We start from the raw sequence: 24539 nt of genomic DNA, 5'->3' as shown, positions 1-24539 counted from the left end.
ATGGTTCCGGGGCTCGCCTCCGGGGCTTCGATCAACATTCAGCGCAAGCCGGATATGATGACGTTTCCGGCGCGTGCAGCAGGCAAGCAAGCGAGGTACCACGATGGCAGAAGCAAGCGCCGCCGATCTTTTTCCTCTTGGTGAAGACGACACCCCCTATCGCAAGCTGACGTCCGATTACGTCTCGGTCGACACGTTCAAGGGACAGGACGTCCTGACGGTCGATCCGGAAGGGCTTCGCCTGCTTTCCGAAGCGGCCTTTGCCGATATCAACCATCTGCTGCGCCCCGGCCATCTTCAGCAGCTTGCCAAAATTCTCGAAGACCCGGAAGCGACCGACAATGACCGTTTCGTCGCCTATGATCTTCTGAAGAACGCCAATATCGCCGCCGGCGGCGTGCTGCCCATGTGTCAGGATACCGGCACGGCGATCATCATGGGCAAGAAGGGCCGCCGTGTGTGGACCGAAGGCGGCGACGCGGATGCGCTGGGCGCGGGCGTCCTCGACGCCTATAACAAGAAGAACCTGCGTTATTCGCAGCTCGCCCCCCTTTCCATGTTCGAGGAAAAGAACACCAAGAACAACCTGCCCGCACAGATCGACATTTATGAAGAAGGCGAAGACGCCTACAAGTTCCTGTTTGTCGCCAAGGGCGGCGGCTCGGCCAACAAGACGTTTCTCTATCAGGGGACGCCGTCGCTCCTGACGCATGACCGCATGATCGACTTCCTCAAGGACAAGATCCTGAGCCTCGGCACCGCCGCCTGCCCGCCTTACCATCTGGCAATTGTCATCGGCGGCACTTCGGCCGAGATGAACCTGAAGACGGTCAAGCTTGCCTCGACGCGCTATCTGGACAGCCTGCCGACCAAGGGTTCAGAAACCGGCCACGCCTTCCGCGACCTCGAAATGGAAGCGGAAATTCACAAGCTGACGCAGTCGCTCGGCGTCGGCGCGCAGTTCGGCGGCAAATATTTCTGCCATGACGTGCGCGTCATCCGCCTGCCGCGCCACGGGGCTTCGCTGCCGATCGGCATCGGCGTTTCCTGTTCGGCCGACCGTCAGGCCAAGGGCAAGATCACCAAAGACGGCATCTTCCTGGAAAAGCTCGAAACCAATCCGGCCAGGTACATGCCGGATATCGACGAGGAAAAACTGTCGTCGCATGTGGTCAAGATCGACCTCAACCAGCCGATGCAGGACATTCTCAGGGAATTGTCGAAACATCCGGTCAAGACGCGGCTGTCGCTTTCCGGTCCGATTATCGTGGCGCGCGACCTGGCGCATGCGAAAATCCGCGAGCGGCTGGAAAACGGCGAAGCCATGCCGGATTATTTCAAGAACCATCCGATCTATTATGCAGGCCCGGCCAAGACGCCCGCGGGCTATGCCTCCGGCTCGTTCGGCCCGACCACGGCAGGCCGCATGGATTCCTATGTCGACCAGTTCCAGTCCTTTGGCGGTTCGATGGTGATGCTCGCCAAGGGCAACCGTTCGCGTCAGGTGCGCGAAGCCTGTGGCCAGCACGGCGGCTTCTATCTGGGCTCCATCGGCGGCCCGGCCGCCCGCCTGGCGCAGGATTGCATCAAGAAGGTCGAGGTCGTGGAATATCCCGAACTCGGCATGGAAGCGATCTGGCGTATCGAAGTGGAAGATTTTCCCGCCTTCATCGTCATCGACGACAAGGGCAATGATTTCTTCAAGGAACTTAATCTGGGCTAAGAATATTGAAGGGGCGGCACGAGCTGCCCTTTTCATTGCATCATGAAGTTTCCACGGCGATCGCGCGCCGTATATCTATTTTCACGCACGTACTTCCCACATTTTTAGGGGGCAATAACACAGTATTGCGCCGGGATGGGAGTTCGACTATTTCGCACCCTCAGCAAAAGTTGGACACAACAGCTTGCCGTTATCCGGGCTGCTGCCATGTCCTCACGAGGGGTAAATCTCCTCATCAGCCGATATTTTACCTGCCTGCACTGATCCGGCGTGACTTTCTGTTCTGTCGCCGAAGCATTCGCACCGGCAGATGGAAAACAATTCAAGGAGATTAAATGCTGATCGTCGGTGCCGGCATATCTGGATTGGCTTTGGCGCGTGCGCTGCGGCAACTCAATATCGAAGCGCGCATTCTCGACAAGCGCGATCAACATGCCGAAGCCGGATTGGCTATCAATCTGCCGGGCAATGCCATTCACGCGCTGGAACGTCTCGGGCTGAAAGAGCAGGTCGATGCGCTTGGCTATCCAACCAAACGGCGTGAATACCGGACAGCAAAAGGCAAGTTGCTGTTTTCAGTCGACGAAACCGACTTCTGGGGCGAACGCCATCAGCCGCGCTGCATTCTGCGCTCGGACCTGCTGTGCATCCTGCAAGCAGGAAATTCACAGGACAATCCCCTCTACGACAAGGAAGTCACCGGAATCTCCCAGGAAGACGGGCATGTCTCGATCGCCCTTTCCCACGGCGAAACAATGGTGACGGAACGCCTGATCGGCGCCGATGGCGTGAATTCCGTCACCCGCAAGCTGGTCTTCAACGGCAATGCGGTCCGGACGGCGGCGCTTTCCAATTTCAGCTGGCGCTTCATGGCTCCAAATCCGGGCGTCGATTGCTGGTCGCTCTGGGTCGGTGCCGGAAGCATGATCCTGCTTATTCCCGTGAGTGAGCAAAGCGTTTATGTTTGGGCGACACTTACCGGCAACCGGGCCGATGGCGGCCCGGTGGGTCTGAGCGGCGAACATTTTTCCGATTTTCCCTCTCATTTGAGGTCGATCATCGAAAATGCGGTGAAGGTGCCTGAAACCATCCATAATTCGCCCTTGCAGGAGGTGCGCATGGATCGCTGGTCCGCTGGAAATGTATTGCTTCTGGGCGATGCGGCCCATGCGACCGCGCCCGTTTGGGCGCAGGGTGCCGCCCTTGGCATGGAAGCGGCCCTCACACTGGCAACGCTCGTTTCACAAAGAATAGAGCAGCCCGAACTTTTCGACCGGTTTGAAAAGCTGCATCGGCCGCGCGTCGACCATGTCGTGGCCATGACGGACAAGATGTCCAAGGCGGCCAAGATTCCGGCCTTCGCGCAAAAGCTGCTTCTGCCGATTGTCGGACCGCGCAATTATGCGGCGACATACGGCCCCTTGCGGGATGGCAAACTCTGATTTCAATTTGCCGCGGCGGGCCGGATCAGCGGTCCCGCTTCAGGCCCTTTTCCGCAAGCTCATCGAGATAGGTTTGCCATAGCGTGTCCTTCTCGGTGCCGAGCTTGTGGAGATAGGTCCATGAGAAAAGGCCGGTGTCGTGCATGTCGTCGAACCTGATGCGCACGGCATAATTGCCGACGGGCTCAACCTGCATGATTTCGACATTGCGCTTGCCGCCAACGGTCACGCGCTGTTCCGGCGAATGGCCCTGCACTTCCGCCGAAGGCGACAGGACGCGCAGCAATTCGGCGGTCAGTTCGAATTTCCGGCCGTCGTCGAAGGCCACCGTCAGCAGCCTGCGGTCGCGCGAAATGCGCAATTCAGTCGGCCAGACCTCACTCATCGCCATTCTCCAGCTTGGTTTTTCGCCCGCTTTTGATAGGCCCCGCGTTAAAATATCGCAAGGGTCGCGGTCTTTATTGAAAGAGCTTCGCGCGCCGGAAACTGGACATTGGAGACCCCAGATCCTATTTCTAGGCAAATGAAGCGGATATCCCTCCGCATCTTGTGGAAACAACGGCTTAATGATGCACACAAACCAGGTCCAGCCCCTTGTTTCCCCGACAGGACCCATGATCGATCCTTTCGGGCGCGCCATCACCTATCTTCGCGTTTCAGTGACGGATCGCTGTGACTTCCGCTGCACCTATTGCATGGCGGAACATATGACCTTCCTGCCCAAGAAAGATCTGCTGACGCTTGAGGAACTGGATCGGATCTGCACCGCCTTCATCGACAAGGGCGTCAGGAAACTGCGCCTGACCGGCGGCGAGCCTCTGGTGCGCAAGAATATCATGCATCTGATCCGGCAATTGTCGCGGCATCTGAAGTCAGGCGCGCTCGATGAGCTGACGCTGACCACGAACGGGTCGCAGCTTTCCCGCTTTGCCGATGAGCTGGCCGAATGCGGCGTGCGCCGCATCAATGTTTCGCTGGATACACTCGATCCGGAAAAATTCCACCAGATCACCCGCTGGGGCGACCTCCCCCGTGTTCTCGACGGGATTGAAGCCGCAAAGCGCGCCGGCATCAGCGTCAAGATCAATGCCGTCGCATTGAAGGGTTTCAACGATCACGAAATCCCGGAACTGATCCGCTGGGCCCATGGCCGCGGCATGGATATGACGCTCATCGAAACCATGCCGATGGGCGAGATCGAATTCGACCGCACGGACCAGTATCTGCCGCTTTCGCAGGTGCGGGACGACCTGTCGCGGCAATTCACGCTTTCCGACATTCCCTACCGGACAGGCGGCCCTGCCCGCTATGTGACGATTGCCGAAACGGGCGGCCGGCTCGGTTTCATCACGCCGATGACGCATAATTTCTGCGAAAGCTGCAATCGCGTCCGGCTCACCTGCACCGGCATGCTCTATATGTGCCTCGGCCAGGACGACGATGCCGATCTGCGCAAGGCCCTGCGCGAAAGCGACAGCGATCTGCTGCTCGGCCAGGCTATCGACGAGGCCATTGCGCGCAAGCCGAAGGGCCATGATTTCATCATCGACCGCGATCATAACCGTCCGGCGGTCGCGCGCCATATGAGCCTGACCGGCGGCTGAGCGATTTATACTTCAAAAGAGCAGATGATCTGAAATAGTTGTCGCGGGATCGACTTTAAAGCGGTATGCAATCCAAGGCTCAGGCCTCAACCGGATTCTGTATCGTGCCGCAGTCAGCAAACTTCCGCGCAAGTATTTTCATGCTCCTCGCCATGGGAACCTTCACCATCGGCGATACAATCACAAAATACCTCCTGACCGAGATGAACAGCGGACAGTACATGCTGATCCGCGGTCTGTTCGCCACGGTGCTGATCGGCTTTCTGGCCTGGCGGCGCGGCGCATTGCGCAATCTGTCGCTGGAAAAGATGACGATCCTGCGTGTGGTGGGCGAAGTCGTTGCCACCGTCACCTATATTTATTCCCTCGGCCATCTCTCGCAGGCTTTCTGTTCCGCCGTCTTCCAGGCAACGCCGCTTGTCGTGACGCTGGGGGCGGCACTGTTCCTGAAAGAAAAGGTGGGGTGGCGTCGCTGGTCCTGCATTCTTGTCGGTCTTGTCGGCGTGCTCATCATCATCCGGCCCGGAACCGATGGCGCGGCAAGTTTCACCGCCATTGTCGTGCTTCTGGCCAGCGTGGGCTTTGCCGCGACGCGGGATATCGCCACGCGCCGCGTGCCCGCGCATGTCCCCACCCTTTATCTGTCCACATTGACTGCGGGCGCGATAATGCTGACCGGCGGGGCGTTGACCGCACCGATGGGCGGGTGGCAGCCCGTCGGCATTGTTGCAGTCGGCGCCATGGCCATTGCCGCCGTTCTTCTTCTCGTCGGATATCATTTCATCATTCTGGCCATGCGCGAAGGCGAAGTGTCGTTCGTTTCGCCGTTCCGTTACTCCAGCCTTCTCTGGGCAATCGGTCTTAGCACTTTGATTTTCGGCGAAGCGCCCGACATATATACGATCGCGGGGTCAATTCTGGTGGTCGGGAGCGGCGTCTACATGGTCTATCGCGAGAATGTCCTGAAGAAGCGGGAACGCAACAAGAGCACACTTGCAACCATCCCGACCGGCGTGGAACCTTCATGATTGCTGGCGGCATCATCGCTGGCGGACTTTCCAGCCGCATGCGGGAGGGCGGCGTCGCGGGCGACAAGTTTCTTCAGCCGCTCGGTGAAACAGGCACCGTCATTTCCCATGTCGTCAAAAGGATCAGGCCGCAGGTTCAAAGCCTTGTCATCAACGCCAATGGCGATGCTGCCCGCCTGGGCAGGCTGGACGTCCCGGTGGTGCCCGACCTTCCGGCGAAACATGGCGGGCCTCTCATCGGCATCCTGACCGCGCTCACGCATATGCGGCAAGCTTCGCTGCTGCTGACGACGGCAGCCGACACACCCTTCCTGCCGGGCAATCTTGCAGAGCGTCTTCTGTCCTGTCGGAATGAAAGCGGAGCGCGCGTCGTTCTTGCCAGTTCCCGCGGGCGGGTTCATCCGATTTTCGGCCTGTGGGAGACCGGACTGGCGGATGAACTTGCGGCCTGGCTTGAAAATACCGGTAAGGCCAGTGTCTTCGCATTTGCCGAGCATATCGGATGTGAGACGGTCGAATTTCCGCTTGCCTTCGCGGGCGATAGTTCGGAAACATATGATCCGTTCTTCAACATCAACCGGCCCGACGACCTTGCTGCGGCCCGGAAACTGGCTGAGGCGATGGAATGAACCCGAAGCTTTTCGGCATTACCGGCTGGAAAAACTCCGGCAAGACGACAATGACCGAACGTCTGGTCGCCTGTCTTGCGGCGCGCGGATACCGTATCGCGACCGTCAAGCATGCCCATCATGATTTCGATATCGACCATGAAGGCACCGATTCCTGGCGTCATCGAAAGGCGGGCGCGGCGGAAGTCGCCATTGTCTCCTCGCAGCGCCATGCGATCATGCATGAGAATATTGGCGGGGAAGCAGAGCCATCGCTGCGCGAAATCGTGGCCAAACTCGCACCATGCGACCTGATTCTGGTTGAAGGCTACAAGCGCGAAAAGCACAAGAAAATCTTACTGCGCCGTCAAGGCGGCCATGAAGGCCCGGCACTTTCGGCCAGCGATCCCAACATCGTCGCCATTGCCAGCGACCATCCGCTTGCCGATGAAACCGTGCCGGTATTTCCCATCGACGATATCGAGCAAATAGCCGATTTCATCGAACGCGAAATGGCTCTTTGAGTAACTCCCTATAATTTATCGTTTTTACGGGGCATTTCACGGTCCTGCTGCAATGACATGCGGAAACCACCGCGAATATCTCGCGTAAGACACACAATTTAATTACGTTGAGCATCTTGCCATTCATCGCCAAATGGTGGGAATATCGTCGCCAGATCGGATGGTGGAAACGAAAGCGCGAAAAAATATTGCGCATGATCGGCTCCACCCTCTATTGGTAACGGGCGGGGAAACGCTACCAGACGTGCAATTTAAAGTTTCACGGTCGTGACGCCCCCTTAAGCGGCTGAACCAGAAGAAAAAATCAGGGAACCAGCCAGAACTAAACGAGAGGACCTAAAATGCGCGTATTGAAGCGTATCGCCACTGCTGCATCGGTGGCAGCCCTGGCAATCACGATCGGCGGCATGGCTGCCGGTGTCGCAAATGCGGAAGAACCGCTGAAGCTCAAGATCGGCACCGAAGGCGCCTATCCTCCCTTCAATTTCATCAAGCCGGACGGCACGCTGTCGGGCTTCGACGTCGATATTGCAAGGGCGCTTTGCGATGAAATGAAGGCCCAGTGCGAATTCGTCACCCAGGAATGGGATGGCGCGATCCCTGCCCTCCAGTCGGGCAAGTTCGATGCATTCATCGCCTCCATGTCGATCACGGATGAGCGCAAGAAGCAGGTCGACTTCTCCAACAAATATTACAACACGCCTCCCGGCATTGCAGCGCCGAAGGATACCGACATCAAGGGCGTGACCAAGGAAGACCTCGCCGGCAAGACCATCGGCGTTCAGGTTTCCACCACCCACGCCAATTATTCCGAAAAGACCTTTACCGACAGCACCATCAAGGCCTATCCGACCGCAGAGGAATATCGGCTTGATCTCGCCAATGGCCGTCTCGACGCCGTCAACGACGACAGCGTGACACTGGCCGAATGGCTGAAGACGCCGGACGGCGCCTGCTGCAAGATGGTCGGCACCTTCCCGCCGGTTGTCGAAATCCACGGTCCGGGCGCAGGCGTCGCCTTCAAGAAGGGACGCCCCGAACTGGTTGAAAAGTTCAACGCAGCCATCAAGGCGATCCGCGCGAACGGCAAATATAAGGAAGTCAACGACAAGTACTTCGATTTCGATGCTTATGGCGCCGAAAACTGATCCCATCTGACACTTTTGCGCCGGTTTGCTCTCCCGCAAACCGGCGCAGGACATTTTGTACGGGCATGCCGCACAAGCCTTGCCGGACAGGACCGCGCAGGCAATAAAAACACAGGCATATGCCTTCAGGAAAAAGAATAGGCGCATGGAACACTACGCCACTTTGTTGAGTTTCGGCCCCGATGGCTGGGGCGCCAGTATCGCCTGGGGGCTTCTGGTCACTGTCTCGCTGGCTCTTGCGACACTTCCCGTGGGGCTTGCTCTCGGATTTCTGGTTGCGATCGGCAAGCAATCCGACGAACCGTCGATACGGCTGGCGGCAAACATCTACACCACCATCTTTCGCGGATTGCCTGAGCTTCTCACGCTCTTCCTCGTTTATTTCGGCGCCTCGCTTGGCCTGCAAAGGCTCTTGAGCCTGTTCGGCATCGATGCCAATGTCGAAATCAATGCCTTCGGCGCGGGCATGGTCGCGCTCGGCTTCGTCTTCTCATCCTATTCGAGTGAAGTCTTCCTTTCCGCATTTCGTGCGATCCCGCGCGGACAATATGAAGGCGGCTATGCCGTCGGCCTGTCTCACTGGCAGACAATGCGCAAGGTGATCCTGCCGCAGCTGATCCGCATCGCCCTGCCCGGCCTTGCCAATCTGTGGCTGGTGCTGCTCAAGGACACATCGCTGGTCTCGGTCATCACGCTCTCCGATATTCTGCGCCAGACCTCCATCGCTGCGCGCGTGACCAAGGAACCATTCCTGTTCTTCGGCGTGGCCTGCCTGCTTTATCTCGCTCTCGCGATCATCTCGTCCTATTTCATCGACCGCATTGGCCGCTGGGCCGACGCGGGCGCCAACCGCTCGCGAGGTGCGTGATATGAACCAGACCATCTCCAACACCGCAGGCGACGTGATGGCTCCGCCGCCGGTGGTCAGGCAATGGACGCGCATGCGCATTGCAGGCCACATCATCGTGGCTCTGTGGTTCCTGCTTTTCGCCGGCCTTGCGATCTATCTCTATGATGCATGGCGTATCGACCTGTTCGAAACCTATGGACCGCGCTACTGGTCCGGCCTGCTGGTGACGCTGAAACTGGTCGCCATATCGATCACCATCGGCGCCCTGCTTTCATTGCCGATCACAGCCGCGCGCATGTCCGGCAATCGATGGCTGCGGGGCCTGGCTTTCGGCTACGTCTATTTCTTTCGCGGCACGCCGCTGCTCGCACAGACATTCCTTATTTATTATGGCTTCGGCACCTTCCGGCCATTCCTTGAAAGCATCGGTCTCTGGGTGTTTTTCCGCGATGCGTGGAACTGCGCCATTCTGGCGTTTTCGCTCAATACCGCGGCCTATCAGGCCGAAATCCTGCGCGGCGCCATCCAGAGTGTAGCCGTCGGCCAGTGGGAGGGCGCTGCCGCGCTCGGTATTTCCAAGCGGGTGACGTTCTGGAAGGTTATTCTTCCGCAGGCGCTTATCGTGGCGTTGCGTCCTTATGGCAATGAGATCATCCTGATGATCAAAGGATCGGCCATCGTGGCGATCATTACCGTTCTGGACCTCATGGGTGAAACGCGCCGCGCCTATTCGCGGACGTTCGATTTCCAGACCTATCTGTGGGCGGCGGTCATCTATCTGCTGATTGTCGAATGCCTGCGCCACATCTGGGATTTCCTCGAACGGCGCCTCACCCGGCATCTGGTTCGCTAAAGATTCTCGAACTGGCATAAACCGAAAATATCGCCCCCGGCAGCCTTGCGGCTTGCGGGGGCGATCTGTTTAGAGCATTTCCAGCAAAAGTGCGAAGCGGTTTTGCGTCGGATAATGCGTTAAAACAAATAGATAGAGCGGTTCCGACGATTCCATTTAAACCGGAACCGCTCTAGAATGCGGCTTCCAAAAGCAATGCAACAGGTTGAGTCATGCTGAAAATCTGGGGTCGTATCAATTCCACAAATGTGAAGAAGGCGCTCTGGACAGCGCATGAACTCGATCTGGAATATGAGCAGATCAATATTGGCGGTCCGTATGGCGGATTGAAAGATCCGGCATATCTCACCCGCAATCCGAACGGGCTGATCCCCCTGCTGGAGGACGGTGACATGGTGCTTTGGGAATCCAACACCATCACACGCTATCTGGCAGCCGCTTATGGCAAGGGCGGGCTGTGGATCGATGATCCGGCCAAGCGCGCCCAGGCCGAAAAATGGATGGATTGGGCTTCGGTGTCCTTCGCGACCAGCTTCAGCGATGTCATGAAGCACCTGATCCGCCTGCCGGAAGCGGAACGCGATCCTGCCATTTTGCAACGCGGCCTTGAGGGGCTGGCGCATTCGATGCAGATTGCCGACGAGGGCCTCAAGGAAGCGCCGTGGTTCTCGGGCGAGAATTTTGGCATCGGCGATATTCCCATCGGCTGTTACGCCTATGCTTGGTTCGAATTTCCGATCGAGCGCCCCGCCCTTCCCCGGCTGGAGGACTGGTATGGCCGTCTCAAGCAGCGCCCAGCCTATCAAACGGCCGTGATGACGCCTCTCACCTGATTTGTGACATTTATCCAGAGGAATGAACGAATGACGACAACTGCCAAAGTTGCCTTTCTGGGCCTCGGCGTCATGGGCTATCCCATGGCAGGGCATCTCAAGAATAAGGGCGGACACGACGTCACGGTCTATAACCGCACGACGGCAAAGGCCGAAAAATGGGCCAGGGAATTCGGGGGCCATTTTGCCGCGACGCCGGCGGAAGCGGTGCAGGACGCAGATTTTGTGTTCGCCTGCGTCGGCAATGACGACGACCTTCGTTCCGTGACCATTGGTCCGGACGGCGCTTTCTCCGCCATGAAGAAGGGAGCCATTTTCATCGATAACACCACCGCATCCGCGGAAGTTGCCCGCGAACTGGACATCGAAGCGCAAAAGCGCGGCTTTCATTTCATGGATGCGCCGGTTTCCGGTGGACAGGCCGGTGCGGAAAACGGTGTGCTGACGGTGATGGTGGGCGCATCGGAGGCGGATTTCGAGCGCGCCAGGCCGGTTATCGATGCTTATGCGCGCATGGTGGGCCTCATGGGGCCGGTTGGTTCCGGGCAGCTTGCGAAGATGGTCAACCAGATCTGCATTGCGGGCCTTGTGCAGGGACTGGCGGAAGGCATCCATTTCGGTAAGAAGGCAGGGCTTAATATCGAAAAGCTGATCTCGGTCATTTCGAAGGGCGCGGCAGGTTCCTGGCAGATGGAAAACCGGTCGGGCACGATGAATGCGGGCAAATATGATTTCGGCTTTGCCGTCGACTGGATGCGCAAGGACCTCGGCATCTGCCTTGAGGAAGCCGACCGCAATGGCGCGCTTCTACCTGTCACCGCACTCGTGGACCAATTCTACAAGGAAGTGCAGAAAATCGGCGGCAATCGCTGGGATACGTCCTCGCTGCTTGCCCGGCTGGAACAATAATCCAGACCACGCCAAACGAAAAAAGCCCGGCAATGCCGGGCTTTTTCATGCATATCAAGACCTTAGAACTTGACCTTGGCGGTGAGCGAAAGCGCGCCGACAAAATCGTTTCCGAATTCACCCTTGGAGCCGGTTTTGTTCAACTCACCATTGATGTACCTATCATCCAATTCACCCGACGAAAGCCACCCCGCAGCACCTGCAAGGCGAACTTCGAACTGATCGTTTGGCTTGTAATTGGTACCGAGTCCGAAGAGCCAAACATCGGTCTGAGAAGTCAGGCCCGTGCTGGTCCCGCGATCCCAGGTAACGGTTGCAGCAGCCGACCATTGGTCGTTGAATTTGTGGCCAACACCGCCGCTTACCGTCCAGCCGTCCTGATAATAGAGATTCAGGCTGGTGATTTTCGTTCCCTGTGCAACGATCCTGCTGTCTGCGGAATTGAAGTCCACAGACGTGATGCTTGACCAGTCGGTCCATTTGACCGAGCCGAATGCAAGCCAGTCTGGCGCGATACCGCTCTGGAACTTGAATTCAATCGACTGCGGGGTTGCAACATCGCTCTCGACATTGATCGGCATACCACGGCCGGTCAGCGGATTAAGCGCAAGATTATCGATCGTGCCTTCGAGGTTGTACTTGACTTCCGACTGATAGACGAGCGTTGCGCGCATCGCATATTCAGGGATTTCATAAGCTGCACCAAGACGCCAGCCGACCGATTGATCCTCGACATCCAGCGAAGCTACCCGGAACGAGCCGCCGAACGCCGAGCCAGGGGGAATCATTCGTGTCTGTTCGCCCTTGAGCTCCTGATAGCTCACGCCGCCGAGAATGCGGAAATAGCTCTTCTCTCCGGCTGCAAAACGATAGGAGCAGTTCACGCCATAATCGTTGGAGGAAATCTTCTGTTCGATTGCGGTGAACATCCGCACAGTATCGACCCCGACATCGGTCTCGATACCCCAAGGCTGGCGATATTGCGCCGCGCAAGCGAGATCATTTGTGAGGTCAAATTTAGCCGAAACTTTCGGAACCCAGTAGCTCTTGGCTTCATCGACTTCCGTTTCATAAGGACGACGGGTAATCGGATTGATTCCCCCTGTCGATGCACCGACCAGAGAGCCCCCAATATTCTTCAGCTTGCGCTGCGGGGCGACAAAAGTACCCGTCGCATCGACAGCATTGCCCTGTTCAAAAAGAATATCGAAATCCTGCGAGCTACGCTCGAAGCCGCCTGCATTGGCAGCGACCGCGCTCCCGAGGAGAGCCGCAACCATTCCTGCCATTTTCACGCGCTGTACACTCATAAATGTCCTCCCAAACAGCAACGGTATTAACGTTGACGAAAACGTAAATCAGGAAGGATTCAGCCCGCAAGGTCCATTCGTCTGGATTAGCGCTATCGGATTTTCAGCCTGTTCGTCGAAAATGGCTAAAACATCAATCCAGTCGCTATTTCATTAGAAGAAATCGTCCAAGCACATGGCAAAACATGCCCAAATTGGCCTGTTTTTCGCCCTTTTTTCGCCTTGTTGCGAAAGCGCAACATTGCACAAAAACAATCGAAACGGCAGTTCGATCAAGGGTGCCGCTGCCCGGAGCACACCGAAATTTCGCTTATGCCAATAAAAATGCCCGGCAGTGCAGCTCACTGCCGGGCATTGATTCGAAAACGAACCGTCGCCTTTCAATCAGCTCGCATCACGGATGCGTGCCTCGGCGGTCGCCACGCGCTGTGCAGCTTCCTTCAGTTCGGCCAGCCGCTCGCGTTCCGCTTCAACGACGTCCTCGCGCGCATTGGCAACGAATTTCTCGTTGGAGAGCTTCTTCTCGATGCGATCCATTTCAGCGGCAATCTTGCCCGCCTCCTTGGCAAGGCGCGCGGCTTCGGCCTTGAGATCGATCAGCTTGCCGAGCGGGATGCAGATCGTCGCCTCACCCAGCAGCATCTGTGCCGATCCCTTGGGAGCCTGAGCTTCAAACGATATGCTTTCCACACGGGCAAGGCGCTTGATGGCCGCATCGTGGCGGGCAAAGCGCTCGACACTTGCCGGATTGGCATCGAGAACCACGACCGGCGCAATCGCGCCAGCGGGCACATTCATCTCCGCGCGGACCGAACGGATTCCGGTGACGAGATCGACAAGCCAGTTGATATCGGCAGCGGCTTCCTCGTCCTCAAAGGACAGTTCCGGCCAGGTCGCAAGCGCCAGAACCGTTTCGCGCTTTCCGCCCTCGCCTGCGGTCAGGGTCCACAGCTCCTCCGTCATGAACGGCATGAACGGATGCAGGAGCTTGTAGATCTGGTCGAGACAATAGGCGGCCGTGGCCTGGGCTTCGGCCTTTGCGGTTTCATCATCGCCCATGAAGATCGGTTTCAGCAGCTCCAGATACCAGTCGCAGAACTGGTTCCAGACGAAGCGATAAGCGGCACCCGCAGCCTCGTTGAAGCGATAGGTGGCGATGCCTTCGGTGACAGAACGGGTCGCCTTGGTCAGTTCGGTCAAGATCCAGCGGTTGACGGCGAGTTTTGCGTCTTCCGGCTTGAAACCGGCGTCGAGCTTCACACCGTTCATCTGGGCAAAACGTGTCGCATTCCACAGTTTGGTGCCGAAATTGCGATAGCCTGCAATACGCGCCGGGTCGAGCTTAACGTCACGCCCCTGAGCGGCCATGATGGCCAGCGTGAAGCGCAACGCATCGGCACCATATTCATCCATCAGCTCCAGCGGATCGATGACATTGCCTTTCGACTTCGACATTTTCGCGCCGTGCTTGTCGCGAACCAGAGCATGCAGATAGACGGTATGGAACGGGATTTCCTCCATGAAATGGAGGCCCATCATCATCATGCGCGCAACCCAGAAGAACAGGATATCAAAACCCGTAACCAGCACGCTGGTTGGATAATAGGTCGCAAGTTCCGGCGTCCTGTCCGGCCAGCCGAGCGTCGAGAACGGCCACAATGCGGATGAGAACCACGTATCGAGAACGTCGGTATCGCGCTCCAGCGCAACATCTTCGCCATAGTGGGCGCGTGCGGACGCCTTGGCCTCCGCCTCGCTCTTTTCGACGAAGCATTTGCCATCCGGGCCATACCAGGCCGGAATCTGGTGTCCCCACCAGAGCTGGCGCGAGACGCACCATGGCTGGATGTTTTCCATCCAGTCGAAATAGGTTTTTTCCCAATTCTTCGGGACGATCTGCGTGGTGCCATTGCGAACGGCGGCCATGGCCGGCTTGGCAAGCTCGGCCGCATTCACATACCACTGGTCCGTCAGATAGGGCTCGATCGGAACGCCGCCGCGATCGCCGTGCGGAACGGCGTGGGTATGATCCTCGATCTTTTCCAGATAGCCGCGCTCGTCCATCAGTTCGACGATGCGCTTGCGAACGGCAAAGCGATCCTGACCGTCCAGCTCGGCGATGAGCGCCTTCAGTTCCGGGGTCAGTTCCAGACCTTCGAGGAAATCGTTATTCCCCTTCAGGGTAATCGCCGCCTCGGGCGTCAGGATGTTGATCGCGCGCAGATCGTTGCGCTTGCCGACCTCGAAGTCATTGAAATCATGCGCTGGCGTGATCTTGACCGCGCCCGAACCGGCTTCCGGATCGGCGTAATCGTCGGCAACGATGGGAATGTGGCGCCCGACGAGGGGCAGCACGACATCATTGCCGACCAGTGCGTGGTAGCGCTCGTCCTTCGGGTTGACCGCAACGCCGGTGTCGCCCAGCATGGTTTCCGGGCGCGTGGTCGCAACGACGATATAGGTATGCGGGTTATCCTGATCGAAAGGAACATTTTCGAGCGGATAACGGAAATGCCAGAGATGGCCCTTCGTTTCACGCGATTCGACCTCGATGTCGGAAATCGCCGTCAAAAGCTTCGGGTCCCAGTTGACCAGGCGCTTGTCGCGATAAATCAGGCCCTGCTTGTAGAGTGAGACAAAAACTTCCAGAACCGCGCGCGAAAGCCCTTCATCCATGGTGAAGCGTTCACGCGACCAGTCGCACGAGGCCCCAAGACGGCGCAGCTGGTTGGAAATCATGCCGCCGGATTCGGCCTTCCACTGCCAGATCCGTTCGATGAACTTCTCGCGGCCCATGGCGTGACGGTTCGGCTCCTGCCGTTCGGCCAGCTGGCGTTCGACAACCATCTGCGTCGCAATGCCCGCATGGTCCATGCCGGGCTGCCACAGCACATTCTTGCCGCGCATGCGCTCGAAGCGAACCATGATGTCCTGGATCGTGTTGTTGAGCGCGTGGCCCATATGCAGCGATCCGGTGACGTTCGGCGGCGGAATAACCACGGCGAACGGATCGGCTCCCGGCTTTGCGCCCGCACCCGCCTTGAATGCACCCGCTTCTTCCCAGCGTTCAGCAATTTTCGGCTCTATCGCCGCGGCGTCATAGGTCTTCTCAAGCATGGAATTATCCGGTCTTTATGCGCGATGAATGGATTGAGGGCTCAATAGCAACTAACAGGTGACAAATCACTTTAAAAGTGAAAACCCGCCTGCTGAACAGACGGGCAACATCTTCAAAAGCGGCCGCAATGGTCCTGGGGGACTGGTTAACGCTCGCCGCGCACCACGCGCTCGATTTCTTCCCGCACAAGCCGCTCGACCAGTGTTGGCAGATTATTGTCGAGCCAGTCCTGCAACATTGGGCGCAACAGTTCCGCGGCAATATCGTCGAACGACCGGCGCGGCTCGGCGCGGACCGCATGGTTCAGATCCTGGAATGCCGCGGCCACCTGACGTTCGGCGACCTGCGACAGCATATGGGCAGGGGGCTGCATCTTTGCAACAGGCTCCGCGATTGGCGCCGCAGCCTTGGGCTGCACGGCAGTTTCCTGATCTGTCACCGCCTGCTCCGGTTCAGCGCCGGGTTCAGGCTTGAGCGGTGCATCGACCACCCCGGCAATTTCCGCCTCGACCGAAAGGTCCATTTCTTCCAGCGATCTTTCCGCCTCGCCCGGCTGGTGCGCGGATGGCTCCGGCCTGACGTTGGAGTGGTCGTCATTCTCGGCGTTGAGAACAACATCGTCCTCATCATCGGATTCGATCTCAGGCGCAGCCTGGGTCGGTTCATCAATCGGACCGCGCAATGCCGGCTCGTCATGAAAGACGTTGCGCATCATTGCGGGCTTTTCCGGCGGCGTGACCGGCTGCTCCACAGCGGGACGGCGGAATTCCGCGACCTCACCCCGGACCGGGGAACCGGCCAATGGCGTGGGCTGGCGGGTGACATCGCTGTCCTCGATGATCCTGCGGATGGAAGCGAGTATCTCTTCCATCGACGGTTCCCGTGCTGCGCTGGATGTCTGTGCCATGGCTGCTATCCGCTTTCCCGTATTGCGACATTGTCTGCAAAAGACAGAGAATCAATGGATTAAGGGTAGCGGACGATCCCGCATTTGAGAATCCCCAGCCAGGGCTGGCGGGTTCAAACTCACAGCTTTATGGATTTGTTAAGATTTGCCGAGGCGGAGAATGTCGAATCGGCGGCAAAACAAAAGGCACCCGAAGGCGCCTTTTCGATTGACGGTCCTCGTCGGGAAACGATCAGCGGCCATCCGGCGTGCGCAGGCCGAACCACTTGTCCTTGACCGCGTTGTAATGCTCTTCCGGCTTGTATTCGGCAACCTGCAAGCCCATCTGGCTTGCGGTCATGCGGCCCGTTGCATTCAGGAGCGCATAGCTGGCGACAACGACATTGCGCTCGGATTCAACCAATGCAATCTGCGCGGTGATGAGGTCGTTTTGCGCATTCAAGACGTCAAGCGTGGTGCGCTGTCCGACCTTGCGCTCCTCGATCACGCCGTCGAGAGCAAGCTGCGCAGCGGCAATGCCGTCACGGTTCGCCTTGACCGATGCGCGCGCCGCTTCGAGCTGCGACCATGCCGAGCCGATTGCCTGACGGACCTGATCGCGAACGACATCGACTTCGATGCGTGCCTGACCGAGCTGTTCCTTGGACTGGCGAACCTGCGCCGAACTCCGGCCACCGGTGTAGATCGGAATGCTGACGCCGACGCCAATCGACGCCGAATTGCCATCGGTCAGCGAGCCGCCTTCGCCAGAATAGGTATCGAGACGGCTGGCGCTTGCCGTCAGGCCGACGGATGGCAGCAAGGCGCCTTCCTTGGCTTTCACATTGTATCCGGCGGCATTGACGGCATATTGCGTCGCAAGAATGCCGGGATGGCCGGCGGTCGCAATGGCAAATGCCTGGCTTGGCGAGCTTGGCAGGTTTTTGGCCGCGGCGGCGGTCGCAAGCTTGTCCGGCTGAACGCCGATCACCTGCACATAGGTCGCTTCCGCGGACTTGACGTCCGCACGCGCCGCGTTCAGCGCGGCAACGGCGGTCGAACGGCTGGCATCCGCCTGGGCAACGTCCGTGCGCGTCCCCTCGCCCACATCGAGGCGAGCGCGCGCGGCGCGAACCTGTTCGTTGAGGGCAGCAAGGTTGCGCTCACGCAGAACCGCGATCTGGCGCGCCTGATAGACATCCATATAGGCGGTTACTGCCTCGTAGAGCCTGTTCTGCTCTTCGTTGCGGAGGTTTTCGCGCTGGGCGAAGACCTGCGTTTCGGCGGCGGCGACATTGTTCTTGGTTTGAAACCCGTCGAACAGCATCTGGTTCAGCTCGATGCCGAACGTGCCTGTTGTGCGGTATCCCTGGCTGGTCGGCGTCTTGCCGTGCCCTACATTATAGGAGCCGGTGATCTGCGGACGATAACCGGACTTGGCAATGGCGACATCCTCATCCGTGACGCGGACGCCCGCGCGGGAATAGTTCAGGTTTGCATTGTTCTTGTAGGCCTTCACAAGAGCGCCGGTCAACGTTTCCGAGAACGCCGCCTGCCCCGTTAAAATGGTGCCAGACAACAATGCTGCGGCCGCTACCAGTCCTTTGCACGTTTTGAACACCGGGTACCTCATTTTCAGAACAAACGAATCCAACTATCGAACCGATCGGTTCGGACAATTTCTAATAACCTCTAAATTCGGTTATTTCCATCGCCCCCGCCAGAGCTTGCACAAACAAATTCCGTAGCGTTGCAGAATTGTATCATCCGCTAAAATTAAAATTCGAACTGCGCAACGCGTTCGAATCCGGGCAGCGGACGAACCGCAGTGTTGAACACACCGCGTCCCGATGCAACACCATTCTCCTTGACGTAAATCCGCGCGACACCGGCATTTCCGCGACCTTCCACGACGACGAGACGTCCGCCGTCCTTCAACTGGCCGAGCAATGCGTCCGGAACGAAATCGACGGCGCCTTCGATCACGATCACATCGTAAGGGGCTTCCGACGGATAGCCGGACTGCAACTCGCCTGAAACGATCACAACATTGTCATAGCCCAATTCAGCGAGGCGGGCCGTCGCCGCAGCCGACAATGCGGAATCACTTTCCAGGCCGATGACCGAGCCTGCGAGCCTTGAAAGAATGGCTGCCGAATAGCCGGTGCCGCAGCCCACATCGAGAACCACGTCGGTCTTCCTGACGCGCGCAAGCTGCACGAGCTTGGCGAAAGGCGAAGGTTCCATGAGGTAGCGCGGCTGCGTGCCTTCGCTTTCAAGAAGCTGGTCTTCATCGATATAGGCAAGCACCTGACGGGCGGCGGGAACGAAAGCCTCGCGCGGGACGGTCAGGAAAGCATCGATAACCGCCAGATCGGTTACGTCCGTCGTGCGGATCTGATTGTCGACCATCTTTGTGCGAAGATCCTGGAAATCGGCTGCCATAGCCCTAAACCCTTCCTTGTCGCGGAATGCGATGTTTCATGCCATTGGAGCGGCGCGCGTCCTTTTCGAACGCACGAAAAGCACCATAAACGAGATTTGCCGTTGATGTGGCAAAAATCGCGGGTCCAGTCAATGAAACACAGCGTTTGCGGCATTTATGCTCATGGATACCCGCTTCCCGTGATTGGCATCGGGACATGAAAATGCCGGAAAGCCTCTGGCTTCCCGGCATCCGATGCGCGCTTCAAGCACGCATCCCGAAACCGTTTCACACGTGTCGGAATGCGCTCTATCTTTTGCAGGGGTCTGAAACAAGCGCCACTGAAATCACATTATCGAGCGCTCGACGCCGGATAACCGGCAGCAGCCAGTGCGGAAAGCACGGCATCCTCGGAAACCGCGCCGCCGAATTCCACCTCTTTCCTGTCGAGATCGATTTCGATGGGGGCGGCCGCGTCGAGCTTGCGCAGCGCGACGGTGATATTATCGGCACAGCCGCCGCATTTCATCTTGGGAACGGAAAACTTCATCATTTCGGTCACTCCTTCTTGGGAACTGACACCAGGATGGAGCTTCCCATCGTGGCAAGGTCAAGGGCAATTTTTCCGTTTTTTCCTATGGCGCTTCGCACTCTTCCGGCACGCTCTTTTCCAGCGCCAGCGGCGACCTGGTCAGCGATCCCGTCATGATCTGCATCGGCTTGAACGGCGGCTCTTCCTGCATGGCGGGATTTGTGAGGTGGATCGTGTAGCAGCCTGTAAAGACTTCCCTTTTGCCATCCGCAGTCTCGGCTTCGATCGCCAGAGGCTGGCTCCAGTAGATCTGGCCGGCGCCCGGATCGGGATCGGTCTTGCGCAGCGCGACCTTGACGCTTCTGGAGTTTTCATACCCCTTCACGAAGGTCTTGAAATCGGGCTCCCGCCCTTCCTCGGAATAATAGCCGTAGGCGCGCGCATATTCCTTGCGATTGATCGCATTGTAATAGGATTCGATCAGCGCCTGCGGCGTGGAACGGTCGTCGCGATAGTCCGGGACCGTCACGCCGCCCGCAGCCTCCTGTGTCTGCTCGGAAGGCTTGGTTTCCTCAATCGGCTGGGAAGCCTTGTCATGCTTCTCCTGCACGTTGCGGGGCGTTTCCTCAGGCGCGGCTTTCGGCGGATTTTGCGCCCATGCCCCTCCAGCCGAAAGAAGGCCGATGACAGCAGCCAGCATGAGAGGTTTCATCCGGTCGTTCGACATTCGCTTCTCCTCTTCCTAGCAAACTTTTGTGGAGCGGGTCCGGCTCGCTCCCGATTTGGTGTATTGCAGTAATGATGTTACAACACTAACTATAGTGAAAACGTGGCAATCGCAGAGGAAACTCAACCTGTTGCGACAAGATTGGACGATTCTCCGTCCATATGCCAGCACCGTAGCGGAAGAGAGAAAATGGGCCGTTTCGCAGTCATGACGCTAACCGACAAGGCAGCTGATCGCGTTCGCGAGATTATCGCTTCGCGGGACGGCGCGCTTGGCATCCGGGTGGGTGTGAAAAAAGGCGGTTGCGCCGGGATGGAATATACGATCGATCTCGTCACGGAAGCCAAACCCGGCGACGATGTGATCGAGAAGGACGGCGCCCAGGTTTTCATTGCACCTGAAGCGGTTCTTTTCCTGCTCGGCACGCAGATGGATTTTGAAGTGACGACATTGCGGACCGGGTTCGTCTTCAACAATCCGAACCAGACATCAGCCTGCGGCTGCGGCGAATCCGTTGAAATCAAGGCCGCTTCGCCCGAAAGCCTTCGCCAGATGCAGGGTGCGGCCTGATCCGGGACAAGGTGCCCGCCAATGGATGACGAAGCCCTTCGCGATCTGTTGCAGGATTTTGGCCCCATCAGCATCCGGCGCATGTTTGGCGGCAAGGGGATTTACCATCAGGGCCTGATCTTTGCGCTTGTCGTGCGTGACGAGCTGCTTTTCAAGGCCGATGACATAACCATACCGGACTTTATCGACGCTGGCGCGACCCAATGGACCTATGACGGTCGCAAGGGCGGCAATCCTGTGGCCATGCCTTACTGGAGTGTGCCGAGCGAGGCCTTTGACGACCCTGAAATCATGACGCGCTGGGCGCGCCTCGCCTATGATGCCGCTCTGCGCAGCGAGAAAACCGGGCCCAAAAAGAAATCGGCCGCAAAGCCTTAGCTTCGCAACCGATTGATTCATTTCCCTGCTGTTTCCGTCAGATTCCGGTTGGAATCAGCATGAAGGCCGGAATGTCATTGCCGAAACCAACAGGCGTCGGGCCATCATCGTCGCGGTCGCGACGGCGCTTCTGTTCGTGCTGCGGCTTGCCGCGGCGCTCATCATTCGAAGCGCGGATCGCCTCGCGACGTTCGCTGGCTTCGACCACCGGCTGCGGCTGTTCGGCCGGATCAAGATCGGGCTTGGCCTTTGCCTTGTCCTTCACCTTGTCCTTGGGCTTTTCCTTGCCCTTGGCATCCTTGCTCTTGCCGCGGGCATTCTTGCCCTTGCGCTCATCCGTCTCATCGGAGGCCGGCAGTGTCGACAGATCGCCGTCGAGCCATTCGATCTTTTCGCCGATCATGTTTTCGATGGCGGCCAGATATTTCGTATCCGAAGGCGTTACGATGGTGAAAGCCTTGCCGGAGCGCCCCGCGCGACCCGTACGGCCGATGCGGTGAACATAATCCTCCGCATGGATGGGAACGTCGAAGTTGAACACATGGCTCACATCGGGAATATCGAGCCCACGCGCCGCGACATCGGAAGCGACCAGCAATCGCAGCTTTCCATCCTTGAAGTTGGAAAGCATCGTCATGCGGGCGCGCTGATCCATATCGCCATGCAGCGCGCCGGCATCGAATTCATGCCGCGTGAGCGAGCGGAAAAGCTCCGACACATCCTTCTTGCGATTGCAGAAGATGATCGCATTCTTGAGCGTGTCGCCTTCCGCACGGATGAGATCGCGCAGCACAGCGCGCTTGTCCCAATCCTTCTTGCTGGATTTCACCAGACGCTGGGTGACGGTCTTGGCCGTGGAGGAGGCTTTTGCAACCTCGATGCGCGTCGGGGAGTGCAGGAACTGCTCCGTCAGCTTGGTGATTTCCGGCGGCATGGTGGCCGAGAAAAACAGCGTCTGGCGCGTAAACGGAATGAGCTTGCAGATACGCTCGATATCCGGAATGAAACCCATGTCGAGCATGCGGTCGGCTTCGTCGATGACGAGAATTTCAACGCCGGTCAGAAGCAGCTTGCCGCGTTCGAAATGATCGAGCATACGGCCAGGCGTCGCGATGAGGACATCGGCGCCGCGTTCCAGCTTGCGCTCCTGTTCCTCAAACGAAACGCCGCCAATCAGAAGCGCCACGTTCAGCCGGTGATTGATGCCGTATTTGACGAAATTTTCCTCGACCTGCGCCGCGAGTTCTCGCGTCGGTTCCAGAATGAGCGTGCGCGGCATACGCGCCCGCGCCCGGCCCTTTTCCAGAAGGGTGAGCATCGGCAGCACGAAAGACGCCGTCTTTCCGGTTCCCGTCTGCGCAATACCGAGAACATCCCTGCGTTCAAGGGCTGGAGGAATGGCTCCGGCCTGAATGGGTGTGGGCGCAGTATATCCCGCTGCTTCTACAGCAGCGATCACTTTCGGGGAAAGACCGAGTTCGGCAAATGTCGTCAATGGAGGCGCAGCTCTCTGGTTTGGAAATGATTTCCACCCATCCTGTCATTGCAGCCGCGTCATCGGGCGCAGGAACCAAGGCAGAATAAGGCGTCTGCAACGCAATATGCGTCTTCTTGCAGCATCGGGTACGTCCACAGCGTGCAAAAGTCAACTAAAATACCATCGAAAGATATCAAATTGCTTCAATTGTGCTGCAACAGGCGAAATCAACGCACGATCTGAACAATTTTACTCAAATTATCAAAAGCTAAAGAGCATTTGTGCCGGTGAACTGATACGCCGCCAATCTGCTGCAACTCGTATGACATTGAGCCCGAAATCTGATGGAGACCGTGCTCCAAAGCGGCGGCGAAAGCTTTTGTTTTCGTGCATGTCGCCCCCCCGCAGCGGGGCCAGAAATCAGTCCGGCGAGCCGATTTCTCTGCCGAGGCTTTCGGGAGACAGCTTAATGCCTGAACTGTTCGGTCAGGATACGCTCATCCCAGGAATGATTGCGATCGAAAAGGATGGCGACCTGGCTGTTCGGCGCTTCGCGTACCGTTACGGACCGGACCGACTTGACCTCATTATTGTCCGCAACCGCATTGACCGGGCGTTTTTCAGTCTCCAGCAGGTCCATGCGGACAGTCACATGTTTCGGCAGAAGCGCCCCGCCCCACCGGCGCGGACGGAACGGACTAACCGGCGTCAGCGCCAGAAGCGGCGCCTCCAGCGGCAGGATGGGCCCCTGCGCCGAAAGATTATAGGCTGTGGAACCGGCCGGCGTCGCCACCATGACACCATCGCAAACGAGCTCGTCCAGCCGGACCTTGCCGTCGATCGTTATCCGAACCTTGGCGGCTTGATAAGACTGGCGAAACAAAGAGACCTCGTTGATAGCCAGAGCCTCGAACGATTGCCCGGCTTCCGTTTCCGCCACCATGACAAGCGGGCGAATGGTTTCCATCTGTGCCGCCAGAATACGTTCCGGCAGATCGTCCACGCTGAACTCGTTCATGAGGAAACCGACAGAGCCGCGGTTCATGCCATAGATCGGCGTACCATGGTTCATGAAATCGCGAAGCGCCTGAAGCATGGTTCCGTCCCCGCCGAGCGCCACGATGATATCCGCATCTTCAGCGGCAACATGACCGTAGCGAGCCACGAGCTCCTTTTGGGCGACAAGTGATTCTGCGGTACCCGAGGACAGAAAATGAAGCGCGAGCGATTTATCTTCCATATAGACAGTCCCGAATCCGGCCCGACTCTGACAAGCCTGCCACTGTTTTCCCAACCCACTACTGGGTATCACATGAAAAACCCGGTTGCCATGAGTGACTTGCGACGAATTTTCGTTTTACAGAAGCCGCATTTATGCTAATCGGTCGCAAGTGCCCTTATAGCTCAGTTGGTAGAGCACCTGATTTGTAATCAGGGGGTCGGGAGTTCGAGTCTCTCTGGGGGCACCACTTTTTCGACAGACGCCCATCCTGTTGTTTTTTTTGCGATGGTGCCATTACCTCTGTTCAGAGGAAATTTCCCGCTATTCCACCTTTTCAACATCATTTTTCCACACGACAATATTATATACACG

23 protein-coding genes and 1 tRNA gene are annotated in these 24539 nt (G+C 57.8%); 14 read left to right on the top strand and 10 right to left on the bottom strand.

Going from position 1 to position 24539, the window contains the following annotated elements:
- Nucleotides 1–103 precede the first annotated feature (103 nt).
- Together AVM02_RS07050 and AVM02_RS07045 are read left to right on the top strand one after the other, a co-directional pair.
- Nucleotides 104–1723, top strand: a complete 1620-nt coding sequence (locus tag AVM02_RS07050; protein WP_411506264.1) for a fumarate hydratase — start codon at nucleotides 104–106, stop codon at nucleotides 1721–1723.
- Between the two features lie 335 nt (nucleotides 1724–2058).
- Nucleotides 2059–3165, top strand: coding sequence for an FAD-dependent oxidoreductase (locus AVM02_RS07045; protein ID WP_411506263.1), 1107 nt, complete (start codon nucleotides 2059–2061; stop codon nucleotides 3163–3165).
- Between the two features lie 25 nt (nucleotides 3166–3190).
- Here the strand turns inward: AVM02_RS07045 and AVM02_RS07040 are convergent, their stop codons facing one another.
- Nucleotides 3191–3550, bottom strand: a complete 360-nt coding sequence (locus AVM02_RS07040) for a gamma-butyrobetaine hydroxylase-like domain-containing protein (RefSeq protein WP_411506262.1) — start codon at nucleotides 3548–3550, stop codon at nucleotides 3191–3193.
- A gap of 184 nt (nucleotides 3551–3734) precedes the next feature.
- On the opposite strand from AVM02_RS07040, the gene moaA reads away from it, so the two are divergent.
- The 9 genes from moaA to AVM02_RS06995 all read left to right on the top strand — a co-directional run bounded on the left by moaA (nucleotide 3735) and on the right by AVM02_RS06995 (nucleotide 11522).
- Nucleotides 3735–4769 carry a GTP 3',8-cyclase MoaA gene (gene moaA / locus AVM02_RS07035; RefSeq protein WP_411506339.1) on the top strand — a complete coding sequence of 345 codons (1035 nt, stop codon included), beginning with the start codon at nucleotides 3735–3737 and terminating at the stop codon, nucleotides 4767–4769.
- A gap of 140 nt (nucleotides 4770–4909) precedes the next feature.
- A complete protein-coding gene (locus AVM02_RS07030) occupies nucleotides 4910–5797 on the top strand; it encodes a DMT family transporter (protein ID WP_411506338.1) in 888 nt (295 codons plus the stop codon).
- A complete protein-coding gene (gene mobA / locus AVM02_RS07025) occupies nucleotides 5794–6426 on the top strand; it encodes a molybdenum cofactor guanylyltransferase (protein ID WP_411506261.1) in 633 nt (210 codons plus the stop codon). The genes AVM02_RS07030 and mobA overlap by 4 nt, the downstream gene beginning before the upstream one ends.
- The gene (mobB, locus tag AVM02_RS07020; protein ID WP_411506260.1) at nucleotides 6423–6929 is read left to right on the top strand and encodes a molybdopterin-guanine dinucleotide biosynthesis protein B; all 507 of its coding nucleotides are present in this window, start codon (nucleotides 6423–6425) and stop codon (nucleotides 6927–6929) included. Before mobA ends, mobB begins: the two co-directional genes overlap by 4 nt.
- A 341-nt stretch (nucleotides 6930–7270) precedes the next feature.
- Nucleotides 7271–8077, top strand: coding sequence for an ABC transporter substrate-binding protein (locus AVM02_RS07015; RefSeq protein ID WP_411506259.1), 807 nt, complete (start codon nucleotides 7271–7273; stop codon nucleotides 8075–8077).
- Nucleotides 8078–8222: 145 nt separating this feature from the next.
- Nucleotides 8223–8945: an ABC transporter permease gene (locus tag AVM02_RS07010; RefSeq protein WP_411506258.1), complete on the top strand. Its 723-nt coding sequence runs from the start codon at nucleotides 8223–8225 to the stop codon at nucleotides 8943–8945.
- Between the two features lies 1 nt (nucleotide 8946).
- A complete protein-coding gene (locus AVM02_RS07005; protein WP_411506257.1) occupies nucleotides 8947–9780 on the top strand; it encodes an ABC transporter permease in 834 nt (277 codons plus the stop codon).
- A gap of 212 nt (nucleotides 9781–9992) precedes the next feature.
- On the top strand, nucleotides 9993–10613 hold the full coding sequence (locus AVM02_RS07000) for a glutathione S-transferase family protein (RefSeq protein ID WP_411506256.1): 621 nt from the start codon (nucleotides 9993–9995) through the stop codon (nucleotides 10611–10613).
- A gap of 30 nt (nucleotides 10614–10643) precedes the next feature.
- The gene (locus tag AVM02_RS06995; RefSeq protein WP_411506255.1) at nucleotides 10644–11522 is read left to right on the top strand and encodes an NAD(P)-dependent oxidoreductase; all 879 of its coding nucleotides are present in this window, start codon (nucleotides 10644–10646) and stop codon (nucleotides 11520–11522) included.
- A 62-nt stretch (nucleotides 11523–11584) separates the two neighbouring features.
- On the opposite strand, the gene AVM02_RS06990 is transcribed toward AVM02_RS06995, so the two are convergent.
- The 7 genes from AVM02_RS06990 to AVM02_RS06960 all read right to left on the bottom strand — a co-directional run bounded on the left by AVM02_RS06990 (nucleotide 11585) and on the right by AVM02_RS06960 (nucleotide 20520).
- Nucleotides 11585–12802, bottom strand: a complete 1218-nt coding sequence (locus AVM02_RS06990; RefSeq protein WP_411506337.1) for an OmpP1/FadL family transporter — start codon at nucleotides 12800–12802, stop codon at nucleotides 11585–11587.
- A gap of 414 nt (nucleotides 12803–13216) precedes the next feature.
- Nucleotides 13217–15949, bottom strand: a complete 2733-nt coding sequence (locus AVM02_RS06985) for a valine--tRNA ligase (RefSeq protein WP_411506254.1) — start codon at nucleotides 15947–15949, stop codon at nucleotides 13217–13219.
- Nucleotides 15950–16095: 146 nt separating this feature from the next.
- Nucleotides 16096–16857, bottom strand: a complete 762-nt coding sequence (locus AVM02_RS06980) for a DUF2497 domain-containing protein (RefSeq protein WP_411506253.1) — start codon at nucleotides 16855–16857, stop codon at nucleotides 16096–16098.
- A 232-nt stretch (nucleotides 16858–17089) separates the two neighbouring features.
- Complete coding sequence (locus AVM02_RS06975; RefSeq protein ID WP_411506252.1) at nucleotides 17090–18469, bottom strand: TolC family outer membrane protein; 1380 nt, start codon at nucleotides 18467–18469, stop codon at nucleotides 17090–17092.
- Between the two features lie 143 nt (nucleotides 18470–18612).
- Nucleotides 18613–19281, bottom strand: a complete 669-nt coding sequence (locus AVM02_RS06970) for a protein-L-isoaspartate O-methyltransferase family protein (RefSeq protein ID WP_411506251.1) — start codon at nucleotides 19279–19281, stop codon at nucleotides 18613–18615.
- A 332-nt stretch (nucleotides 19282–19613) separates the two neighbouring features.
- Complete coding sequence (locus AVM02_RS06965; protein WP_411506250.1) at nucleotides 19614–19814, bottom strand: heavy-metal-associated domain-containing protein; 201 nt, start codon at nucleotides 19812–19814, stop codon at nucleotides 19614–19616.
- An 82-nt stretch (nucleotides 19815–19896) separates the two neighbouring features.
- A complete protein-coding gene (locus AVM02_RS06960; RefSeq protein ID WP_411506249.1) occupies nucleotides 19897–20520 on the bottom strand; it encodes a hypothetical protein in 624 nt (207 codons plus the stop codon).
- 189 nt (nucleotides 20521–20709) lie between these two features.
- Here AVM02_RS06960 and sufA point away from each other — a divergent pair, with 189 nt between their 5' ends.
- Together sufA and AVM02_RS06950 are read left to right on the top strand one after the other, a co-directional pair.
- A complete protein-coding gene (gene sufA, locus AVM02_RS06955; RefSeq protein ID WP_411506248.1) occupies nucleotides 20710–21090 on the top strand; it encodes a Fe-S cluster assembly scaffold SufA in 381 nt (126 codons plus the stop codon).
- 21 nt (nucleotides 21091–21111) lie between these two features.
- Complete coding sequence (locus AVM02_RS06950; RefSeq protein WP_411506247.1) at nucleotides 21112–21468, top strand: TfoX/Sxy family protein; 357 nt, start codon at nucleotides 21112–21114, stop codon at nucleotides 21466–21468.
- Nucleotides 21469–21505: 37 nt separating this feature from the next.
- On the opposite strand, the gene AVM02_RS06945 is transcribed toward AVM02_RS06950, so the two are convergent.
- The gene (locus AVM02_RS06945) at nucleotides 21506–22963 is read right to left on the bottom strand and encodes a DEAD/DEAH box helicase (RefSeq protein ID WP_411506246.1); all 1458 of its coding nucleotides are present in this window, start codon (nucleotides 22961–22963) and stop codon (nucleotides 21506–21508) included.
- 448 nt (nucleotides 22964–23411) lie between these two features.
- Complete coding sequence (locus AVM02_RS06940) at nucleotides 23412–24185, bottom strand: NAD kinase (protein WP_411506245.1); 774 nt, start codon at nucleotides 24183–24185, stop codon at nucleotides 23412–23414.
- 153 nt (nucleotides 24186–24338) lie between these two features.
- Here AVM02_RS06940 and AVM02_RS06935 point away from each other — a divergent pair.
- Nucleotides 24339–24414, top strand: a tRNA-Thr gene (locus AVM02_RS06935).
- Nucleotides 24415–24539 lie beyond the last annotated feature (125 nt).

It is taken from the genome of Brucella anthropi, assembly GCF_046630315.1.
Classification (GTDB): Bacteria; Pseudomonadota; Alphaproteobacteria; order Rhizobiales; family Rhizobiaceae; genus Brucella; species Brucella anthropi_A.
Note: the sequence above shows the minus strand (reverse complement) of the source record. Positions and strands in the feature narration are given on the sequence as shown.

Excerpts from the sequence above, each read along its gene's own strand:
- AVM02_RS06985 (WP_411506254.1), bottom strand. The coding sequence starts at position 15,949 with ATGCTTGAGAAGACCTATGACGCCGCGGCGATAGAGCCGAAAATTGCT.
- AVM02_RS06995 (WP_411506255.1), top strand. The coding sequence starts at position 10,644 with ATGACGACAACTGCCAAAGTTGCCTTTCTGGGCCTCGGCGTCATGGGC.
- AVM02_RS06965 (WP_411506250.1), bottom strand. The coding sequence starts at position 19,814 with ATGATGAAGTTTTCCGTTCCCAAGATGAAATGCGGCGGCTGTGCCGAT.
- AVM02_RS07030 (WP_411506338.1), top strand. The coding sequence starts at position 4,910 with ATGCTCCTCGCCATGGGAACCTTCACCATCGGCGATACAATCACAAAA.
- AVM02_RS07040 (WP_411506262.1), bottom strand. The coding sequence starts at position 3,550 with ATGAGTGAGGTCTGGCCGACTGAATTGCGCATTTCGCGCGACCGCAGG.
- AVM02_RS06975 (WP_411506252.1), bottom strand. The coding sequence starts at position 18,469 with ATGAGGTACCCGGTGTTCAAAACGTGCAAAGGACTGGTAGCGGCCGCA.
- AVM02_RS06990 (WP_411506337.1), bottom strand. The coding sequence starts at position 12,802 with ATGGTTGCGGCTCTCCTCGGGAGCGCGGTCGCTGCCAATGCAGGCGGC.
- AVM02_RS06950 (WP_411506247.1), top strand. The coding sequence starts at position 21,112 with ATGGATGACGAAGCCCTTCGCGATCTGTTGCAGGATTTTGGCCCCATC.
- AVM02_RS07010 (WP_411506258.1), top strand. The coding sequence starts at position 8,223 with ATGGAACACTACGCCACTTTGTTGAGTTTCGGCCCCGATGGCTGGGGC.
- mobB (WP_411506260.1), top strand. The coding sequence starts at position 6,423 with ATGAACCCGAAGCTTTTCGGCATTACCGGCTGGAAAAACTCCGGCAAG.
- AVM02_RS06940 (WP_411506245.1), bottom strand. The coding sequence starts at position 24,185 with ATGGAAGATAAATCGCTCGCGCTTCATTTTCTGTCCTCGGGTACCGCA.
- AVM02_RS06960 (WP_411506249.1), bottom strand. The coding sequence starts at position 20,520 with ATGTCGAACGACCGGATGAAACCTCTCATGCTGGCTGCTGTCATCGGC.
- AVM02_RS06980 (WP_411506253.1), bottom strand. The coding sequence starts at position 16,857 with ATGGCACAGACATCCAGCGCAGCACGGGAACCGTCGATGGAAGAGATA.
- moaA (WP_411506339.1), top strand. The coding sequence starts at position 3,735 with ATGCACACAAACCAGGTCCAGCCCCTTGTTTCCCCGACAGGACCCATG.
- AVM02_RS07045 (WP_411506263.1), top strand. The coding sequence starts at position 2,059 with ATGCTGATCGTCGGTGCCGGCATATCTGGATTGGCTTTGGCGCGTGCG.
- sufA (WP_411506248.1), top strand. The coding sequence starts at position 20,710 with ATGGGCCGTTTCGCAGTCATGACGCTAACCGACAAGGCAGCTGATCGC.
- AVM02_RS07050 (WP_411506264.1), top strand. The coding sequence starts at position 104 with ATGGCAGAAGCAAGCGCCGCCGATCTTTTTCCTCTTGGTGAAGACGAC.
- AVM02_RS07015 (WP_411506259.1), top strand. The coding sequence starts at position 7,271 with ATGCGCGTATTGAAGCGTATCGCCACTGCTGCATCGGTGGCAGCCCTG.
- AVM02_RS06970 (WP_411506251.1), bottom strand. The coding sequence starts at position 19,281 with ATGGCAGCCGATTTCCAGGATCTTCGCACAAAGATGGTCGACAATCAG.
- AVM02_RS07000 (WP_411506256.1), top strand. The coding sequence starts at position 9,993 with ATGCTGAAAATCTGGGGTCGTATCAATTCCACAAATGTGAAGAAGGCG.
- AVM02_RS07005 (WP_411506257.1), top strand. The coding sequence starts at position 8,947 with ATGAACCAGACCATCTCCAACACCGCAGGCGACGTGATGGCTCCGCCG.
- mobA (WP_411506261.1), top strand. The coding sequence starts at position 5,794 with ATGATTGCTGGCGGCATCATCGCTGGCGGACTTTCCAGCCGCATGCGG.